Below are 18,950 nucleotides of genomic sequence, written 5' to 3' on the forward strand. Positions count from 1 at the left end.
GAAACGCATGTTAAAAGATTATATATTATTAATAGATAAACCTTCATTTATGACATCACAAGATTGTCTTGTTGTTATTAAAAAACGTTTGAAATTAAATAAAATTGGTCATACAGGTACGTTAGATCCTTTAGCAACAGGACTAATGGTAGTACTTGTGAATGAAGCAACCAAAATTAGTGATTTTATTTTAAAAAGTGATAAAGTTTACATTGCAAAAATGCAACTATTTTTAAAAACCGACACCGGCGATATTACTGGTAAAATTATTGAATCAAAACCACATCTTGATTTAAAAGAATCAGAAATTGTTAAAGCACTTGAATTTTATAATAATCGTCAATATGAGCAAATAATTCCTGCTTATGCAGCAGTTAAAATTAATGGTAAAAAACTTTATGAATATGCTCGTGAGAATATTCCTGTTGAATTACCAAAACGTAAGGTTTATATTAAATCTTTAAAATTAATTAGTTTTAATAATGATTTAGTTACTTTTGAAGTAGTATGTTCAAAAGGAACTTATGTTCGAGCTTTGGTTACTGACATTGCTAGAATTTTACATACATCAGCAACTTTAACTTATTTGAAAAGAATTCATCAATCGGGTTTTGATTTAAGTAATGCCCTAAATTTAGATGTTATTAATGAAGAAACAGTTAGTAAAAATCATATTAGTATTTATGATGGTGTTAAAAATATTATGCCAGCGATTGTTGTTGATAATAGTAAAAGTGTTATTGATGGTAAACCTTTAGTTATTGATAGCACTAATGAGCCATATGTTTTAGTTGTTAATTCTGAACATTTGCCATTAGCTATTTATCGTAATCAAAAAAATAATTTATACGTAAGCCAACGAGGTTTTAAACGTAATGAAGATATTAAAATTGAAAAATCTAAATATTCAAAATCAAAAATTGATGTCTAAACCAATTATTGCTTGTTGAGGTTTTTTTGATGGTATTCATCAAGGTCATCAAGCCTTATTTAAACAATTATTAGTTAATTCAACAATAAATAATTATCAAACATGTATTATTAGTTTTGATAGAAAACCACAAAGTGTAATTAGTAATAAAAATAATGAGGTTTTATTAAGTAATGAAGATAAAATTAAAACAATTGCTAAATACAATTTTGATTATTATTGGGAAATTAAGTTTAGTAAAGAAATAGCAACACTTTCACCAGAGCAATTTATTTCGTGATTATTGGCAAATAATGTTAAAGCAGTAGTTGTTAATCCAAATATTAGGTTTGGTTATCAAGGGCAAGGTAATATTAAAACATTACAACAATCTTCATTACAAGTTTATCTTTGTAATGATATTATTGTTAATAATAACAAAGTTTCTTCAACTTATATTAAACAACTTTTACAAAATAAAGATATTAGTAGTGCTAATCTTTGTTTACAACAAGAGCCATATACAATTAGTGGTAAAGTAGTTCATGGTATTAAAGAGGCTAGAACGATTAATTTTCCAACTGCTAATTTATCGTTATTAACAAACTATGCATTACCACGTCTTGCTACTTATATTACGCTTACTGAAGTAGATAATAAATGATATCAAAGTATGACAGTAATTATGTTACGTAATAATAAGCCGTTAGTTGAAACTTATTTATTAAACTTTAATCAAGATTTATATGGAAAAATCATTAAAGTTAGATTTTTAGATTTTCTTCGTGATAATTTAAAGTTTACTAATTTAGATGATTTAAAAAAACAAGTGGATAAAGATTTAATAGAAACAATTAAATATTTTGCTAATTCTAGTAGTAAATTATTAAAGCCATAATAATTGTGATATTCTTTATATTTACAATAATTATTAACATTATAAATACTATTTATTAAAAACTATTTCCAATAAAATTAAATTTTATTGTATATGCTAATGAAAAATAAAAAAGAAAAAAGGGAGTAAATAAATAATGAAATATTGAGTAAAAGAATTTATAAATCAAATAAAAGATAATAATGAAATTTGTGCAAACTGTGATTATAAAGAAAATTTACATAAAAATATTACTTCAAATGATAATTGTCAAATTGTAAATGATGAAACAATGCCATTGTTACAAGAACACGCTTCAAATAATAAATGTATAGTTATTGAAATAGAATCAAACATTTCAGCTGTTAATAATATAGTAGAAATAAATTTACAAGGAAAACAGACTACTAATAAATTACCTAATTATGGTTCAATTTGTTAAGAAATTAAAAAATATAATTAAGTAAAATGATGAATTATTTAAATAACTTATTTTAATAGATTAGTTAATTTACTTTCACTAATTTCTTTATATATGTTTAAATTAGTTTGTTCGTATAAATAACAAGCTCAATAATATCAAATTAAATTTTGATAATTCATTCATTTTTTGGCAATAATTATTTGTTCATTATTTAAATTAAAACAATTAAATCAAGCATTAATTTCGGTTTCAGAAGTTAAACTTTCAGAAGCAAAAGAGGCAATATCAAATAATTCATCATTTCAACAAGCAAAATCTCAATCAATTAAATATCAACAATTATTTTTTTTAACAAAATTATTTAATGTTAAATCATTATGAGATAAAACAATTGTTGTTGGTTGATAAGTAGCAATTCATTTGATTACCTCACTGGTTATTTTTTCTAAGCAAGGATTATTAGTAGTTAAATTACAGTATAAATTAAGTTGTTCTAAACCTTTTCAAGTTTTAATTAATGATTTATTATCAAATTTAATATTATGTAGTTGTTTTACCAATGATGAAATTTGTTCTAATATTTGTTTATTAATTATTTGTTCGCTTAAAGTAATTAAATTATGATAATATGGCATTAAGGTTAATAGTTTATTATTATTAATATTGACTTCATTAATAGGTAATGTAAATTTTTTTGATTTAATTAATTTAATAACATTAATTTGATTTGTAAAATTCAAAAAAGGTTGCAAAATATCTTTAGATTGTTTTAAAAAAAAATGTTTATTTACTAAAAATAAGTCATTGGTTAAACCTTTTGTTTTTAATAATTCTAATTGATATGGTGGTTTAATAGTTTTAAATTTCAAAATGACACCTCTATTTTGCTTGTATTGTCCGTAATAAAATTATACAATTTATTAAATAAAAAATATTAAAAGTAAGTGATAGTATGTTAAAAAAAGGTTATATTCATATTTATAAAGGTGAAGGAAGAGGTAAAACCTTAATTCTTAATGGTATGGTAATTAGAGCATTGGGTAATAATCTTAATGTTAGTTACTTACGTTTTTTAAAAAATCGTCCTTCTGGTGAAATTAATTTTTTAAAACAAAATACTAAACTTAAAATTGAAAGTTTTTATGAATCTTCACAAAAATTTTTTTGAGAAATGGATGAAGAAGAAAAAAATAAATTAAAACAAGAAACTAATTATGGTCTTACTAGATTAAAACTGTTAAGTCAAAGTGATAATACTGATCTTATTGTTGTTGATGAAATTTTAGGGTGTATTCAAAATAATTTGATTAAAGAACAAGACTTAATTGAAATTTTAAAAAATAAAAAATCACATATTGAAATTGCATTATCTGGTAGATATGCATCTTTTGCCTTAGAGCAATGTGCTAATTTAATTAGTGAAGTTAAATCAATTAAACATTATTTTGAACAAGGTCAAATTGCTCGTGAAGGGATTGATTATTAATGACTGCTAAAACCTTATGGTTTGCATCTAATAATATCGGTAAAATTAATGAATTAAAGAGTATATTACAAACAAAGGGATATAATGTCAAATCAATGTTAGATCTTAATTCTCCTCTTGAAATTAATGAAACAGGTACATCATTTATTGAAAATGCAATTTTAAAAGCAACAACACTTGCAAAATTAGTGAATGGTCCTGTAATTGCTGATGATTCAGGGTTAGAAATATTAGCTTTAAATAATTTTCCTGGTATTAACTCAGCACGATGAAAGGGAGAAATGTCCTATCATGATGCAATGTTAGACATTTTAGAACAAATGGAAGGTGAAACTAATCGTGCAGCAGTATTTATTTCTGCTATTGCTTATGTTGATTTTGATCATAAGATTACTAAAGCATTTATTGGTAAACTTGAAGGTGAAATCACTACTGAGATAAAAGGTAATGATGGTTTTGGTTACGATCAAATATTTTATGTTCCAGTAGTACATGCTACTTTAGGTGAATTGTCATTGGCAGATAAAAATAAAATTTCTCATCGTAATTCAGCAATTCAGCAATTATTAACATTTTTACAAGAACAAAATTAGATAGTTAAAATGAAAATAAAAAGGATGATTTAATTATGGCAAAATCATTAACAGATTCATAATTACCATTATTAACTGATAATAACAATAATATTAAAACTACCACTACTCCTATTTGAAAATCATGAATAAAACCATTTAGTTTAATTAGTTTATCATGAACAGTTTCAATAATTATGTCACCAATTGTGGCAATAACTAATTATTGAAAAAATACTACCAAATTTGAATTTATAAATGGATGAAATGACTTTATTATGAGACCCACTACTTTTATTAGTAGTGAATTAATTAATTCTTTTTTATAGTTTTTCTTTTTTAAAGATTGAATTTTGTTTAGAAACTATTTTAAATAATAGTTTAAGTAAAATAGATAAATTAAAAAAAGTTAGTAAAGATACTATGTTAGTTATATCATTTTAGTAATAGTTTACTTGCTTATTTTTTAGTGATATTATTAAAAAATGAAAGAATGGTTTATATAAAAAAATAACGCAAAATGAAGTTGATTCATTACAAGAAGTAGTTGTTATTGGATTTACTAGAACATATAATACTTTTGGTAATACTGAACTTTAATATTAAAACATAGTATTAGTTATGATAGTTTTTTTTAATATTCAAGAAATAAATGAAAATTCTGAACGAGATTTTACTACTAATAGTAGTCAAAAATTTAATTTTATTTCAATATAAGTTGTTTTAAATTGATTTTTAAAAAGATTGTAACTTTTAAGTTACAATCTTTTTTTACATTTTTGGTAAATTTGGCTTAAATTCAGTTGTTGTTGATTGATTTTGCGAATCCATGGTGTTAATTTTTGCGATTACTTGTTTTGGTCAAAATACTTCTTTTTGTTCTTCTGTAAAGCGTTCAATTTGTTCTTTGGTAAATGTTTGTATTTGTTCTTTGGTAAATGCTTGTATTTGTACTTTAGTAAATCATGAAATTTGTTCGTTTGTGAGTGCTTGTATTTGATTTTCTGTTAGTACTTGTATTTGTTCTGTTGTAAAAGCAGAGATTTGTCAAAATGTAAATTGTTCAATTTGATGTGGCATTAATGCTTGTATTTGTTCTTTGGTGAGTGCTTTAATTTGTTGGTTTGTGAGTGTTTGTATTTGTTCACTTGTAAAATTTTGTATTTGTTGTTTGGTAAATGCTTGAATTTGTTGAAGTGTAAAACTTTGAATTTGTTCTGCTGTAAATGCTTGTATTTGTACTTTAGTAAATCATGGAATTTGAATTGGTGTTAGTACTTGTATTTGTTCTTTGGTAAATGCTTGTATTTGTTCTTTGGTGAATGCTTGTATTTGTTCACTTGTAAAACTTTGTATTTGTTTTGTTGTGAGTGCTTGTATTTGTACTTTAGACTTACTGCATAACGTTTTTAAGTTTTAATGATAAATTATAAAATCCTGCAATTAAATTAAATCTTAAAAATATTCGTTTTCTGCCTTTTCTAAATTTATAACCAATAACCTGAATTGTAAAATTAAAAAGGACACTTATATAAAAATTAAATTGTGTTAATTCTATAATTAAAAAAAGAAAGGAATTAGCACAATGTATAAGTATCTGACTATTGAATCAATAATAGCAATAAAAGAATATAAAAGTTATGGATTTTCGATTCGTAAAATAGCAAAAGCCATTGATTATAGTAAATCAACTGTACATAGAGTTTGTAGATTATTAAATCAAAACTTATTACCATTAGAAATATTGAATAAAATTCAAAAAAATAAACAAAATGCAGGTAGAAAATTAATAATTTTAACTTTAATAGAAATTAATACTATTAATCATTTGTTAATTACTAAAAATTATGCTCTTGATATAATTGCTAATTTTTTAAAGGAAAATAAAATAAAAAGTATTTCAACAAAAACTTTATATAACATGTTTAAAACAAATCGAATGGGTTTTGATGAAAATAACTTATTGAGAAAAGGAAAAAATAAACCTCACAAACAAAAAGAAACTAGGGGCAGAATTAATAATTGTAAGTCTATTCATGAAAGAAATTTAATCATTCCTAATATTAAAAATATAGAAGAATTTGGTCATTTAGAGGGTGATACTATCATTGGTAAAGATCATAAAAGTTCTATTATTACTTTAGCTGATATATGATCAAAAACCACAATTCCTTTAGCAACTAAAAATAATAAATCAGAAAATATTACCTGAATTGTAAATATAAATGGGACAGTTTTTTAAAATAATTGTATTAAGGCAATGTTTAGTAATCTGTGTAACTTACAAAAATAACTATGTTTAATTAATTCTAGTAAATATAATTAAATGACTAGAAAGAGTGAGTTACAGATGGCTAAAAAACAAAATATTAATAATAATGATCCAATATCAAAAGCAGTAGATTTATTATTAGAAAATACTGAAGATTTAACAACAGTTTTTAAAGAAGGGGGTTTATATAAAGAATTAACAAAACGTTTAGTTGAAAAAATGTTGAATTCTGAAATGCAAAATTATTTAGGATATGAAAAAAATCAACATAGTAATACTGAAAATGCTCGTAATGGTACAAGTTCAAAAAAATTAATAACTCAACAAGGTAAAATTGAGATTGATGTACCAAGAGATCGCAATAGTGATTTTACTCCTGTAATAGTTGCAAAAAGACAGCGAAGATTTGATGGTTTTGATCAACAAGTGCTTTCACTATATGCAAAAGGTATGACTCTATCTGACATTAGAATGCAGTTACAAGAGTTATATCATGGTGCTGATATTAGTGAAAGTGTTATTAGTCAAATTACTGATGATGTTATTGATGATGTCAAAGCATGACAAAATCGACCATTAGAAAGCGTTTATCCGATTGTTTATTTTGATTGTATAGTAGTTAAAGTTCGACAAGATAAACGGATTATTAATAAATCAGTTTATATAGCATTAGGAGTTGATTTAGAAGGTAAAAAAGATGTTTTAGGCTTATGAATTAGTGAAAATGAAGGTGCTAAATTTTGATTAGCTAATTTCACAGAAATGAAAAATCGAGGCTTAAATGATATTTTGATTGCTTGTAGTGATAATTTAACAGGCATGTCAGAAGCAATACAAGCAGTTTATCCTAAAACAGAACATCAATTATGCATTGTTCATCAAATTCGAAATAGTTTAAAATATGTTTCATACAAACATCGAAAAACTCTAGTTACAGATTTAAAACCAATTTATAGTGCATGTAGTGAAGAACAAGCAATGCAAGCTTTAGAATCATTTGAAAGTAAATGAAATAAACAATATCCCCAAATTGCTAAATCTTGATATAAAAATTGAGAAAATTTGATGATTTTTATTAGTTATCCTGCAGAAATCAAAAGAGTAATTTATACAACAAATGCTATTGAATCTGTTAATAGTCAATTACGAAAAGTTATTAGAAACAAAAAAGCTTTTCCTAATGATATGTCAGTTTTTAAAATATTTTATTTAGCAATTGAAAATATAACAAAAAAATGAACATTGCCTATTCAAAATTGAAATACAGCAATTGCTCATTTTATGATAAAATTTGAAGACAGAATTAATCTGAACTAGTACTTTGTAAAACAAAGATACACAGATTTCTAAAAAGCCTCTGTATTAAATCTATTGGTCTTTTATAAGATAGTGATTTTCTGGGTGTAGAATTAATTTGAAATGCTATAGTATTTAAATCTTTTTGTTTATATGAAGATAGATCTGTAGATTTTGGTAAATATCTTCTTAAAATACCATTATTATTTTCATTTAAACCTCTTTGACAAGGTTTACCAGGATCTGCAAAATAAATCTTAACATTACAATTTTTTTCGATTAATTTTCATTTACTAAATTCTTTACCACGATCAAAAGTAATAGTTTTAACTGTTCCTTTTTGTAACTTTGAAATAAATTTTATTATACTTTTTGTAATATTTTCTGATTTATTATTTTTAGTTGCTAAAGGAATTGTGGTTTTTGATCATATATCAGCTAAAGTAATAATAGAACTTTTATGATCTTTACCAATGATAGTATCACCCTCTAAATGACCAAATTCTTCTATATTTTTAATATTAGGAATGATTAAATTTCTTTCATGAATAGACTTACAATTATTAATTCTGCCCCTAGTTTCTTTTTGTTTGTGAGGTTTATTTTTTCCTTTTCTCAATAAGTTATTTTCATCAAAACCCATTCGATTTGTTTTAAACATGTTATATAAAGTTTTTGTTGAAATACTTTTTATTTTATTTTCCTTTAAAAAATTAGCAATTATATCAAGAGCATAATTTTTAGTAATTAACAAATGATTAATAGTATTAATTTCTATTAAAGTTAAAATTATTAATTTTCTACCTGCATTTTGTTTATTTTTTTGAATTTTATTCAATATTTCTAATGGTAATAAGTTTTGATTTAATAATCTACAAACTCTATGTACAGTTGATTTACTATAATCAATGGCTTTTGCTATTTTACGAATCGAAAATCCATAACTTTTATATTCTTTTATTGCTATTATTGATTCAATAGTCAGATACTTATACATTGTGCTAATTCCTTTCTTTTTTTAATTATAGAATTAACACAATTTAATTTTTATATAAGTGTCCTTTTTAATTTTACAATTCAGGTTACAAAAAGTATAATAAAATTTATTTCAAAGTTACAAAAAGGAACAGTTAAAACTATTACTTTTGATCGTGGTAAAGAATTTAGTAAATGAAAATTAATCGAAAAAAATTGTAATGTTAAGATTTATTTTGCAGATCCTGGTAAACCTTGTCAAAGAGGTTTAAATGAAAATAATAATGGTATTTTAAGAAGATATTTACCAAAATCTACAGATCTATCTTCATATAAACAAAAAGATTTAAATACTATAGCATTTCAAATTAATTCTACACCCAGAAAATCACTATCTTATAAAAGACCAATAGATTTAATACAATTATTTTAAAAAACTGTCCCATTTATATTTACAATTCAGGAGTTTTAAAATCATGATTTTTACCAATATCAGGAAAAATATTTAAAATTTCATTAGTATGTGCATTAATTATGGTTTGAAACTTAACAGTATGCATTCATTTTTTACCAGAAAATCAATCTTTTTGGTTATATTTTGGTCGTTCTGTTTCTACTTCTGTTACATCAATTATCAAAATTTTATTTTTTAATTCTTCTTTTTAAAAAAAATATTTTTATTTGTTAAATTATTAAAGTTATTATTTTTTATTAAAATGTCTTCAATTGAACGAATATTTCGTAAAGCAGTAGTATCAACCATATTATACTCAGCGCCAATACTATGATATGTACGATTTTCATATAAATATCTTAAAGTCATTACTAGTCTATCTTCTATTGACATTTTATATGGTCTTCCACCAATGGTAATTTTTAGCTTTTGATGATCTAATAAAATATTTAAAATTTCATTAAAAACTAGTTTATTAATACCAACTATTTTACGAAAATATTGATCCGATTTATCTTTTAATTCAAAATATGTCATAAAATTTATCCTTAACTATTCAACTTTTATTTTAAAAATAACAAAAAAATGAAAAGTTAACTAGTTATGCAGTAAGTCTTTTAGTAAATCATAGAATTTGTTCGTTTGTGAGTGCTTGTATTTGATTTTCTGTTAGTACTTGTATTTGTTCTTTGGTGAATGCTTGTATTTGTTCACTTGTAAAACTTTGTATTTGTTCTGCTGTAAATGATTTAATTTGTCAACTTGTTAATCATTTTATTTGTTTTGTTGATAATCTTTGTATTTGTTCTGTTGTTAGTGTTGATACCAATATATTTGTGCTTCTTTTTTTATGTCTATTTTTAATTTTAGTTGTTGTTAATGGCGTTGTTATTTGTTGTCTTAACTTTTTTCCTCATTCTTGTGATTTTAAAAAAATTTGATATGTTTGTTCAACTTTATTTTTGTGTTCTTGAATAGAATTTTTTCAAGTAATATTTTTTATATTAGTAGGATCTGTACTGTTAGTATTAAAAGTTACCAATTCACTGGTATTATTAATAAGTAAATCATTCATTTTAGATACCTCTTTTTAACTATAAAACTCATTACTTTTTTTAAAGTAATGAGTTAGAAATGTTTAGAATTATTGTTATTTTTACTAAATCTGCTTATCTACTAAAATTTTAGCACCTTATAAATAAAATACAATAAAAAATAAACACGTATTTTAGTTATATAAATTTATAAAAAATGGAATAATAAATATTAAGAAATAAAGAGATGAAAAAGTAAAAGAAGATATATAATTATCTTCTTTTAAAAATTATATAGTTTTTTTAGCAGCAGTTTTTAATAGATTACTTGTGATTAAAGCTGTTAGTTGATCAAAAAACTGATTTGGACCATCAATAGTTCCTCATTCTTGACCAACAGTTATTAGTTTACCTTTATTAACAATAAAAACAATTGGTAAAGCTTTAAATGCTCTTTCTTTATCAACAGGATTTTGAATTTCCTTGACACCTGAATCAGCAACAGGTGCTGAACTATTATCAGAAATTTTATGGTCAAGTAGTCAATGATAAATTTGTTGTTGTCAACTAATTTTTTTATCATTTCAAAATTGGTTAACAATATCACTACTAGGGTTGGCATAAGGAGATTTTTCATAAATTTTAATATCAATAGTTCCATTAGTAGTAACACTGTTTATTTCAGTTTTCTTTTCTGTTAATCAGTTATCTCATTTACTTGGTACATTATTATTTTTGATTTGCATTGTGTGTAAACCGTCAATAATTTGCTTAGAAAGTGGATTATCAGCAGCACCAAGGATGCCAAAAAAAGCATGCCCACTATTAACATCACTAATAAATTCTTGATATTTTGAATCATCTGTACAAGCACTAACTTGTAAACTAGTTGTTGTGCCTATTATTAAGGCTGCTATTAGTCCAAATTTTTTACGCATTTATTTTCATCACCTTCAATATAATATCATAAAGTTATATGAGTAATAAATTAATAATTAAATATAACGTACTAAGTATACTATGTTATAATCTTAATAACAATATAAAAATCAAAAGGAGTAGTTTTTTTCTATATGGACAGTAATTGGTATATTTATTTAATAATATTGCTAGTTTTATTATTTTTAAGTGGTTTTTATTCATCTGCTGAAACATCATTAACTTCTTTAAATGTTATAAGGATTAAATCTATTGGTAAATTACGTAGTAAGAAAAGTCGTCGTGCTAATATTGTATTTAAGTTAGTTAAAAATTATAATGTAACTTTAACAACAATTTTACTTGGTAACACAGTAATTAATGTTGGAATTGGTACTTTAAGTACCATATTATTTATTGATTCTTTTCATGTTTCTCCTACTTATGGTCCTTTAATATCAACTTTAGTTTCAGCAATTGTTGTTTTAATTATTGGTGAAATTATACCTAAAAGTGTTGCAAAATTACATCCTGAGACAATAGCTTTAAATTATGCATATATTTTGTATATTCTTAATATTATTTTTTATCCAATAACTTTTATTGTTACTTTATTTCAATTTAAAAGTAAAAAACCAACAAGTTCTGAACAAGAACTTATTGAATTGATTTCAATAATTGAAAGAGAAGGAGTTCTTGAAAAAGCAGAACGTGATTTAATTGAATCTGCAATTAAATTTGATGAAAAATCAGTTTTTCAAGCTATGCATCCCAAAAGTAAAATTAAATATATTTATGATGATACGCCACCTAAAGTTATTAAACATCTATATTTAGAAGAAAAATATAGTAGAATTCCTGTTTTAGATCATGTTAATCAAAATGTAATTGGTATTTTAAATATTAAAGAATTTATTATTAATATGTTAGAAAATGAAAATCCAGATTTATTACAATTAATGTTACCAGCAATTTTTATTTCTAAGCGTACTAAGTTAAATGAAGCATTGGAAATTTTACAAACCGAAAGAATGCATATGGCTATTGTCTGCAATAATAAAGATAAAAAAGATTTTAATGGTATTATTACACTTGAAGATATTCTTGAAGAATTAGTTGGTGAAATTTATGATGAAACTGATGAAATTGGATTGATACAAGAAATAGGAACACATAAGTTTCGTGTTGATGGTTCTTCAAAACTTGAAGTATTATTTAAACGTTATTTAAAAAGAAAACCTCCAAATTATAATAAACAAACTGTCCAAGAATGATATATGTTCAAAACAAAAGTAAAGAAAGTAAGGAAAAATAGTCCACTTTTAAAATTTCGAAATTTTTCATTTAAAGTTATAAAGGTTCGCAAAGAATTTGCTGTTTTTGAAGTTGAAATTTTTACTAATAAAAAAATTAAAAATAAATGAGAATAGTTAGTGCAGTATTTTTATTTAAGTGCTACAATGTAAAATCATAATTATAATTATGATATGAAGGGGAGGTTAATTATGAAAAAAGGTATTAAATTAGTAACTATGATTACAGCATTAAATCTTGTAACAGTTAATGGTTTAATGTTAACGTTTTCTCCAGACAGTGATCATTATGTCTATTTAAATAAGCATGATGCTAATGCTAGTTTATTAAAATGAAAACTTTCACCAGAAGATGCAAAGATGGTAAAAAAATATGAATATAAAATCCATCAAATGGCAAGTAAAGAAAGTATTGATGAATTTAATAACTTGTATGATAATAATAAAAGTGATGTAATTTGAAGTAATTATGATAGTTTACAATATGATTTAACTCATACTAAAATTGGTGGTAAAACCATTGATGTTAATTGAGTTGAAATGTATAAAAAAGCTGGTTTAAATAATGAACAATTACAATTAGCAGAGCAACAACAATTACGTTTTTATAATATTTTTGCTAAAGTTTTTCATAAAAACACTGTTATTAAACTAATTCAAAAAGTAGCACCAGTTGCTGTAAGTGATAGCACAGTAGCATGAACTGCTTTTAATTCAGAAGCTGATAATCAACGTATGGGTTATGGTCCTGAATTTGCAAATATTAATTTAATTGATCAACAATTTCAAGAGGGATTTTGATCTTCAGATCAAATAATTAGTGTTACAACTCACGAATATGGTCATGCTTTAAGTAATTTTATTGGTTTAAGTGCTGATGAAAGAAATTCATTTAATGCTAATTGAAAGTGACCAGATAGCAGTTATAGTGATGTTAATACTAATATGACATCAGTTTCTCATAAACTAATTGTTAACAATGATAACAAACAAATTTATGATCGTACTTGATATTTAATTGATTATTTAGGTCAACAAGCAAAATTAACTAATATTAAGCAAAAATTATTATTTGGTTTAATAACAGTTAATAGTAATTATGGTCGTAGTGCCTGATTTAATGGTAAATATAATATAAATCTTGATGATGAATTTTTTGCCGAAAGTTTTGCTAGATGAATTTTAACACCTCAGAATCAACGTGATTGAGGATGAGAATTAGAAAATAGTTTTTTCTTACATTATTTACCAACGGTTTTATAACATTTTACTAGTTAAAAAGGAGAATTATTTCTCCTTTTTTATTATTTGGTATAATAAATTTAAGTAAAAGAATTGAGGAAAGTAGGTAATTTTATGTTTGGCAAAAATATCCTTTAATTTTGTAGAAAAGTAATTATACATGATAAAGTGTTATTTTTAGAGAATTTTTACACTAAATAATGTTACTTTTAACAAATTTTTAATTAAAAATAATATTTTAAGTGTAAATTGATGAATAATTTTTGGTCATCCATACTTTTCTACATAATTAAAAAAAATATCCATGAACATGAATCACAGCAAAATAGTTGTTTAAAATGTCAGTATGAAAAACTTTTTAAAACAGGTAAAATATTATGGGAGGTTGCCAAAAAAGTAGGAAATTAAATTACTACATAATTAACTTATTTCTAAATGAATTATTTTAAAAATCATTAAAATTAGACAAAATTATTCTCTTTTCTTAAAACATTAAATTTATATTTTATATTCGACGTATTTAAAAAAATAAAATATACATTTTATAAGTTAAATTAAAATTATCAACAAGGAAAAAGACAAGAAATAATCTTGTCTTTTTTTGTAATTGTAAAATTTTAAAATTTTTATTATTAACACCCGCTTTAAATATCTACTACACGCAGTGACCAAGTAGGAGAAAGTTAATAATTAATAATCTTCTTTAACACTATTATCAACACGTGTTAGGGAATTAAAACAGTGAACCACAACACAGTTGTTAAAAATAGTGGCCAAAACATGTGGACTTGCATGGATAAATAAAAAGTGGAGTGATACCTAATAAAATATACTAACCAGTAATGGTAATTCTTGGGGTGGGAGCGAATTGGAAACTAGTATATATAGACCTGCTAGGGAACCTACTATATTCTTATATAAGAATATTATAAATCCATAAATCAATTAGTTATTTTATTCTATTCTTTATTTAACCAACCTTACCACCAAGTGAGTAAGTGTTGGTTTTATTTTTTATTTTTTTTGAAAAAATTTTTTGGGCGAGAAAATAAATTTAAAACTTGTAAAAAAAATTAAGCGAGGCCGGTTCAATTAAAATATTAATTTACTAAACATAAATTAAATAAATATTGAATCGAATGCCTTAATGTTTTTTAAAATTTTATAATTTATTTTTGAGCCCATTTTTCTTAAAAAATATAATTAATAGTATTAATAATCTAAAAATAAAAATATATATTCTTTATGCTAAAAGCAACAGAATATATTAGAAAAGAAAGTAAAAATGGAAGAAAAAGAAAATAATGAATTACAAAATGAATTATTAAAAGAAGAAATTGAATTAATAAAAGTAAAAAAAGAATTAGATAAAAAAGAATGAAAAAGTAGAATTATATTTTTAACAATTACAATAATTATTATGATTTTAACATTAATAAACATTAATAATTATTGCTTCTAAATATTAATGAAAGGAATAAAAAAATATGGAATATAGTAGAAATTATAGAAAGATTAGTTCTTGTGATATATGTTATAAAAATTCATCATTTGCAAATAGAACTTGTAATAAATGTTTTTGAATATTAATAACTAGAAAAAAATATAAATAAATTATGAATAATATAAAAATGAATATTAATGAAAATAAAAAATGTGAATTAAGAATTTGTATAAATAAAATTTGATGAGATTGTATTAATAATTCTACTAAAACTATTAAATATAAAAATTGATCAATACCTTATTTAATATGTGATAGTTGTTACGACAGATTACCTAAATACCTTAAAAAAACAGCAAAAATAATTGAAAAGGATATTTTGATTATGAATAAAACTAAAAAGAGAAGAAAAAGATGTGTAGAATGTGATGAATTATATGAAGATAACAAAATCAATATGCTTTATCACTTTAAAACAGAATTAGAAGCAGAACAACATAATACTAAAAAATATGAAGATAATTATGATATTGAAAAACATTTAGATTATACAAAATCATATGGATATGTTTGTGATTAATGTAGAGATGATTAATAAATGCAATACGAATTAATCATTGGTATTGACCCTGCTGGTATTGGTAATAATGGAATTGTTATATACTCAAATGAAACTAATAATATTATTTTTAATGAAAAATTTAAAGCAAAAACAGTTTTAGAAAGTAAAAATATATATAAAAAATATTTTTCATTGATTAAAAAGCAATTTCCCAATAAAAAAATATTAGTTATTGTTGAAAATTTCTTTTTAAGTTCAAAACAGTTATTAACTAATCCATTAGCAACACCAAAAGTTATTGGTGCTTTAATGGTATTAGTACAAGATGTTATGAACTGAGATTATCATAAAAATGAACCAAAAAACAAAAATAAAATAGAAGATTATAAAGGAAATATAAAATTTACAAAACATGAACAAGATGCTTATAAACATATTCAATATTATTTAAGGAATTATAAAAATGAAAAATAAAGAAAATTACGTTAAATTAACAGTAAAACTTAGTAATACTATTGAAGTAAAATATCATGAAAAAGGTAATAAACGAGGCTTTTTAGAAATCTGTGTATCTTTGTTTTACAAAGTACTAGTTCAGATTAATTCTGTCTTCAAATTTTATCATAAAATGAGCAATTGCTGTATTTCAATTTTGAATAGGCAATGTTCATTTTTTTGTTATATTTTCAATTGCTAAATAAAATATTTTAAAAACTGACATATCATTAGGAAAAGCTTTTTTGTTTCTAATAACTTTTCGTAATTGACTATTAACAGATTCAATAGCATTTGTTGTATAAATTACTCGTTTGATTTCTGCAGGATAACTAATAAAAATCATCAAATTTTCTCAATTTTTATATCAAGATTTAGCAATTTGGGGATATTGTTTATTTCATTTACTTTCAAATGATTCTAAAGCTTGCATTGCTTGTTCTTCACTACATGCACTATAAATTGGTTTTAAATCTGTAACTAGAGTTTTTCGATGTTTGTATGAAACATATTTTAAACTATTTCGAATTTGATGAACAATGCATAATTGATGTTCTGTTTTAGGATAAACTGCTTGTATTGCTTCTGACATGCCTGTTAAATTATCACTACAAGCAATCAAAATATCATTTAAGCCTCGATTTTTCATTTCTGTGAAATTAGCTAATCAAAATTTAGCACCTTCATTTTCACTAATTCATAAGCCTAAAACATCTTTTTTACCTTCTAAATCAACTCTTAATGCTATATAAACTGATTTATTAATAATCCGTTTATCTTGTCGAACTTTAACTACTATACAATCAAAATAAACAATCGGATAAACGCTTTCTAATGGTCGATTTTGTCATGTTTTGACATCATCAATAACATCATCAGTAATTTGACTAATAACACTTTCACTAATATCAGCACCATGATATAACTCTTGTAACTGCATTCTAATGTCAGATAGAGTCATACCTTTTGCATATAGTGAAAGCACTTGTTGATCAAAACCATCAAATCTTCGCTGTCTTTTTGCAACTATTACAGGAGTAAAATCACTATTGCGATCTCTTGGTACATCAATCTCAATTTTACCTTGTTGAGTTATTAATTTTTTTGAACTTGTACCATTACGAGCATTTTCAGTATTACTATGTTGATTTTTTTCATATCCTAAATAATTTTGCATTTCAGAATTCAACATTTTTTCAACTAAACGTTTTGTTAATTCTTTATATAAACCCCCTTCTTTAAAAACTGTTGTTAAATCTCCAGTATTTTCTAATAATAAATCTACTGCTTTTGATATTGGATCATTATTATTAATATTTTGTTTTTTAGCCATCTGTAACTCACTCTTTCTAGTCATTTAATTATATTTACTAGAATTAATTAAACATAGTTATTTTTGTAAGTTACACAGATTACTAAACATTGCCCATTAGCAACACCAAAAGTTATTGGTGCTTTAATGGTATTAGTACAAGATGTTATGAACTGAGATTATCATGAAAATGAACCAAAAAACAAAAATAAAATAGAAAATTATAAAGGAAATATAAAATTTACAAAACATGAACAAGACGCTTATAAACATATTCAATGTTATTTAAGGAATTATAAAAATGAAAAATAAAGAAAATTACATTAAATTAACAGTAAAACTTAGTAACACTATTAAAGCAAAATATCATGAGAAAGGTAATAAACAATTATATTATACTGTTCGTGGTCAATGAAATGGATTAAACTATGTTACTTTAATTTTTAATAATCCAAAATTTTACAAACGATGTATTTTATTAAACAAAAATGATGAAATTATAGTAACTGGTCAAATCTTTAATACTTTAAATATTCCTAAAAATCGTGCATTTTGTTCAATTAATGTTAAATGATTTAAAAAATGAAAGGAATAAATAATGAATTTTGATGAATGATACATGAAAAAAATAAAAGAAACTTTAAAAATTATTGAAAGTGATAGTTATAAAGAAGAACTAAAAAAACATAATGAAATCATTGAAAAACATAAAAATTTAATGAAAGGACTAAATAATGAATAACCTGAATTGTAAAATTAAAAAGGACACTTATATAAAAATTAAATTGTGTTAATTCTATAATTAAGAAAAGAAAGGAATTAGCACAATGTATAAGTATCTGACTATTGAATCAATAATAGCAATAAAAGAATATAAAAGTTATGGATTTTCGATTCGTAAAATAGCAAAAGCCATTGATTATAGTAAATCAACTGTACATAGAGTTTGTAGATTATTAAATCAAAACTTATTGCCATTAGAAATATTGAATAAAATTCAAAAAAATAAACAAAATGCAGGTAGAAAATTAATAATTTTAACTTTAATAGAAATTAATACTATTAATCATTTGTTAATTACTAAAAATTATGCTCTTGATATAATTGCTAATTTTTTAAAGGAAAATAAAATAAAAAGTATTTCAACAAAAACTTTATATAACATGTTTAAAACAAATCGAATGGGTTTTGATGAAAATAACTTATTGAGAAAAGGAAAAAATAAACCTCACAAACAAAAAGAAACTAGGGGCAGAATTAATAATTGTAAGTCTATTCATGAAAGAAATTTAATCATTCCTAATATTAAAAATATAGAAGAATTCTTTAATTTTGTAGAAAAGTAATGATACATGATAAAGTGT

Annotated in this window: 23 protein-coding genes and 4 pseudogenes; 17 read left to right on the top strand and 10 right to left on the bottom strand. The window is 23.3% G+C overall.

The genetic code is table 4. The annotated features are described in order from the left end of the window. Nucleotides 1–7 precede the first annotated feature (7 nt). The 3 genes from truB (at nucleotide 8) to AAHH39_RS05095 (ending at nucleotide 2,229) form a co-directional block, all read left to right on the top strand. Nucleotides 8–931, top strand: a complete 924-nt coding sequence (gene truB / locus AAHH39_RS05085; RefSeq protein ID WP_342219088.1) for a tRNA pseudouridine(55) synthase TruB — start codon at nucleotides 8–10, stop codon at nucleotides 929–931. Further along, nucleotides 924–1,808 carry a riboflavin biosynthesis protein RibF gene (gene ribF, locus AAHH39_RS05090; protein ID WP_342219089.1) on the top strand — a complete coding sequence of 295 codons (885 nt, stop codon included), beginning with the start codon at nucleotides 924–926 and terminating at the stop codon, nucleotides 1,806–1,808. The genes truB and ribF overlap by 8 nt, the downstream gene beginning before the upstream one ends. 136 nt (nucleotides 1,809–1,944) lie before the next feature. Then, nucleotides 1,945–2,229: a hypothetical protein gene (locus AAHH39_RS05095; RefSeq protein ID WP_342219090.1), complete on the top strand. Its 285-nt coding sequence runs from the start codon at nucleotides 1,945–1,947 to the stop codon at nucleotides 2,227–2,229. A gap of 47 nt (nucleotides 2,230–2,276) precedes the next feature. Here AAHH39_RS05095 and AAHH39_RS05100 read toward each other — a convergent pair whose 3' ends face one another. Then, complete coding sequence (locus AAHH39_RS05100) at nucleotides 2,277–3,080, bottom strand: phosphotransferase (protein ID WP_342219091.1); 804 nt, start codon at nucleotides 3,078–3,080, stop codon at nucleotides 2,277–2,279. An 83-nt stretch (nucleotides 3,081–3,163) separates the two neighbouring features. On the opposite strand from AAHH39_RS05100, the gene AAHH39_RS05105 reads away from it, so the two are divergent. Further along, nucleotides 3,164–3,697, top strand: coding sequence for a cob(I)yrinic acid a,c-diamide adenosyltransferase (locus AAHH39_RS05105; protein ID WP_342219092.1), 534 nt, complete (start codon nucleotides 3,164–3,166; stop codon nucleotides 3,695–3,697). Next, nucleotides 3,697–4,290, top strand: coding sequence for an RdgB/HAM1 family non-canonical purine NTP pyrophosphatase (gene rdgB, locus AAHH39_RS05110; protein WP_174480548.1), 594 nt, complete (start codon nucleotides 3,697–3,699; stop codon nucleotides 4,288–4,290). Before AAHH39_RS05105 ends, rdgB begins: the two co-directional genes overlap by 1 nt. A gap of 750 nt (nucleotides 4,291–5,040) precedes the next feature. Here rdgB and AAHH39_RS05115 read toward each other — a convergent pair. Next, nucleotides 5,041–5,349 (bottom strand): hypothetical protein, encoded by a 309-nt coding sequence (locus tag AAHH39_RS05115; protein ID WP_342219093.1) that lies wholly within the window; start codon nucleotides 5,347–5,349, stop codon nucleotides 5,041–5,043. 225 nt (nucleotides 5,350–5,574) lie between these two features. Further along, nucleotides 5,575–5,682, bottom strand: a pseudogene (locus AAHH39_RS13330) (hypothetical protein); the annotation flags it as partial. 172 nt (nucleotides 5,683–5,854) lie between these two features. Here AAHH39_RS13330 and AAHH39_RS05120 point away from each other — a divergent pair. Beyond that, nucleotides 5,855–6,478 (top strand): annotated as a pseudogene (locus AAHH39_RS05120) (IS30 family transposase); the annotation flags it as partial. Between the two features lie 141 nt (nucleotides 6,479–6,619). Then, the gene (locus AAHH39_RS05125) at nucleotides 6,620–7,858 is read left to right on the top strand and encodes an IS256 family transposase (RefSeq protein WP_342219293.1); all 1,239 of its coding nucleotides are present in this window, start codon (nucleotides 6,620–6,622) and stop codon (nucleotides 7,856–7,858) included. On the opposite strand, the gene AAHH39_RS05130 is transcribed toward AAHH39_RS05125, so the two are convergent. Further along, nucleotides 7,845–8,834, bottom strand: coding sequence for an IS30 family transposase (locus AAHH39_RS05130; RefSeq protein ID WP_342219095.1), 990 nt, complete (start codon nucleotides 8,832–8,834; stop codon nucleotides 7,845–7,847). The two genes, AAHH39_RS05125 and AAHH39_RS05130, sit on opposite strands and share 14 nt — an antisense overlap. Nucleotides 8,835–8,918: 84 nt before the next feature. Here AAHH39_RS05130 and AAHH39_RS13335 point away from each other — a divergent pair. Further along, a pseudogene (locus AAHH39_RS13335) lies at nucleotides 8,919–9,245 on the top strand (IS30 family transposase); the annotation flags it as partial. A 19-nt stretch (nucleotides 9,246–9,264) separates the two neighbouring features. On the opposite strand, the gene AAHH39_RS05140 reads toward AAHH39_RS13335, so the two are convergent. From AAHH39_RS05140 to AAHH39_RS05155, 4 genes are all read right to left on the bottom strand, one after another. Further along, a complete protein-coding gene (locus AAHH39_RS05140; RefSeq protein ID WP_342219097.1) occupies nucleotides 9,265–9,450 on the bottom strand; it encodes a transposase family protein in 186 nt (61 codons plus the stop codon). Nucleotides 9,451–9,461: 11 nt separating this feature from the next. Beyond that, a complete protein-coding gene (locus AAHH39_RS05145; RefSeq protein WP_342219098.1) occupies nucleotides 9,462–9,803 on the bottom strand; it encodes a transposase family protein in 342 nt (113 codons plus the stop codon). Between the two features lie 64 nt (nucleotides 9,804–9,867). Beyond that, nucleotides 9,868–10,341 (bottom strand): hypothetical protein, encoded by a 474-nt coding sequence (locus tag AAHH39_RS05150; RefSeq protein ID WP_342219099.1) that lies wholly within the window; start codon nucleotides 10,339–10,341, stop codon nucleotides 9,868–9,870. A gap of 249 nt (nucleotides 10,342–10,590) precedes the next feature. Beyond that, nucleotides 10,591–11,238, bottom strand: coding sequence for a hypothetical protein (locus tag AAHH39_RS05155; RefSeq protein WP_342219100.1), 648 nt, complete (start codon nucleotides 11,236–11,238; stop codon nucleotides 10,591–10,593). Nucleotides 11,239–11,373: 135 nt separating this feature from the next. On the opposite strand from AAHH39_RS05155, the gene AAHH39_RS05160 reads away from it, so the two are divergent. After that, nucleotides 11,374–12,648, top strand: a complete 1,275-nt coding sequence (locus AAHH39_RS05160) for a hemolysin family protein (RefSeq protein ID WP_252320658.1) — start codon at nucleotides 11,374–11,376, stop codon at nucleotides 12,646–12,648. A 75-nt stretch (nucleotides 12,649–12,723) separates the two neighbouring features. Then, nucleotides 12,724–13,794, top strand: a complete 1,071-nt coding sequence (locus AAHH39_RS05165; RefSeq protein WP_342219101.1) for a hypothetical protein — start codon at nucleotides 12,724–12,726, stop codon at nucleotides 13,792–13,794. A gap of 156 nt (nucleotides 13,795–13,950) precedes the next feature. On the opposite strand, the gene AAHH39_RS05170 is transcribed toward AAHH39_RS05165, so the two are convergent. Further along, on the bottom strand, nucleotides 13,951–14,079 hold the full coding sequence (locus AAHH39_RS05170) for a hypothetical protein (RefSeq protein WP_342219102.1): 129 nt from the start codon (nucleotides 14,077–14,079) through the stop codon (nucleotides 13,951–13,953). 979 nt (nucleotides 14,080–15,058) lie between these two features. Between AAHH39_RS05170 and AAHH39_RS05175 the strand changes: the two genes are divergently transcribed. The 3 genes from AAHH39_RS05175 to AAHH39_RS05185 all read left to right on the top strand — a co-directional run bounded on the left by AAHH39_RS05175 (nucleotide 15,059) and on the right by AAHH39_RS05185 (nucleotide 16,253). Beyond that, on the top strand, nucleotides 15,059–15,235 hold the full coding sequence (locus AAHH39_RS05175) for a hypothetical protein (RefSeq protein WP_342219103.1): 177 nt from the start codon (nucleotides 15,059–15,061) through the stop codon (nucleotides 15,233–15,235). 169 nt (nucleotides 15,236–15,404) lie between these two features. Further along, on the top strand, nucleotides 15,405–15,797 hold the full coding sequence (locus AAHH39_RS05180; RefSeq protein WP_342219104.1) for a hypothetical protein: 393 nt from the start codon (nucleotides 15,405–15,407) through the stop codon (nucleotides 15,795–15,797). Nucleotides 15,798–15,815: 18 nt separating this feature from the next. Beyond that, complete coding sequence (locus AAHH39_RS05185; protein ID WP_342219105.1) at nucleotides 15,816–16,253, top strand: hypothetical protein; 438 nt, start codon at nucleotides 15,816–15,818, stop codon at nucleotides 16,251–16,253. A 115-nt stretch (nucleotides 16,254–16,368) separates the two neighbouring features. Here AAHH39_RS05185 and AAHH39_RS05190 read toward each other — a convergent pair whose 3' ends face one another. Then, nucleotides 16,369–17,607, bottom strand: a complete 1,239-nt coding sequence (locus AAHH39_RS05190; RefSeq protein WP_342219321.1) for an IS256 family transposase — start codon at nucleotides 17,605–17,607, stop codon at nucleotides 16,369–16,371. A 126-nt stretch (nucleotides 17,608–17,733) separates the two neighbouring features. Between AAHH39_RS05190 and AAHH39_RS05195 the strand changes: the two genes are divergently transcribed. The 4 genes and pseudogenes from AAHH39_RS05195 to AAHH39_RS05210 form a co-directional block, all read left to right on the top strand. Beyond that, complete coding sequence (locus AAHH39_RS05195) at nucleotides 17,734–17,898, top strand: hypothetical protein (RefSeq protein ID WP_342219106.1); 165 nt, start codon at nucleotides 17,734–17,736, stop codon at nucleotides 17,896–17,898. Next, on the top strand, nucleotides 17,888–18,181 hold the full coding sequence (locus AAHH39_RS05200) for a hypothetical protein (protein WP_342219107.1): 294 nt from the start codon (nucleotides 17,888–17,890) through the stop codon (nucleotides 18,179–18,181). Before AAHH39_RS05195 ends, AAHH39_RS05200 begins: the two co-directional genes overlap by 11 nt. Before the next feature lie 3 nt (nucleotides 18,182–18,184). Then, a complete protein-coding gene (locus AAHH39_RS05205; protein ID WP_342218202.1) occupies nucleotides 18,185–18,328 on the top strand; it encodes a hypothetical protein in 144 nt (47 codons plus the stop codon). Between the two features lie 85 nt (nucleotides 18,329–18,413). Continuing rightward, nucleotides 18,414–18,902, top strand: a pseudogene (locus AAHH39_RS05210) (helix-turn-helix domain-containing protein); the annotation flags it as partial. Nucleotides 18,903–18,950 lie beyond the last annotated feature (48 nt).

The sequence above is a fragment of the Spiroplasma endosymbiont of Amphimallon solstitiale genome (genome assembly GCF_964030965.1).
Classification (GTDB): Bacteria; Bacillota_I; Bacilli_A; order Mycoplasmatales; family VBWQ01; genus Spiroplasma_E.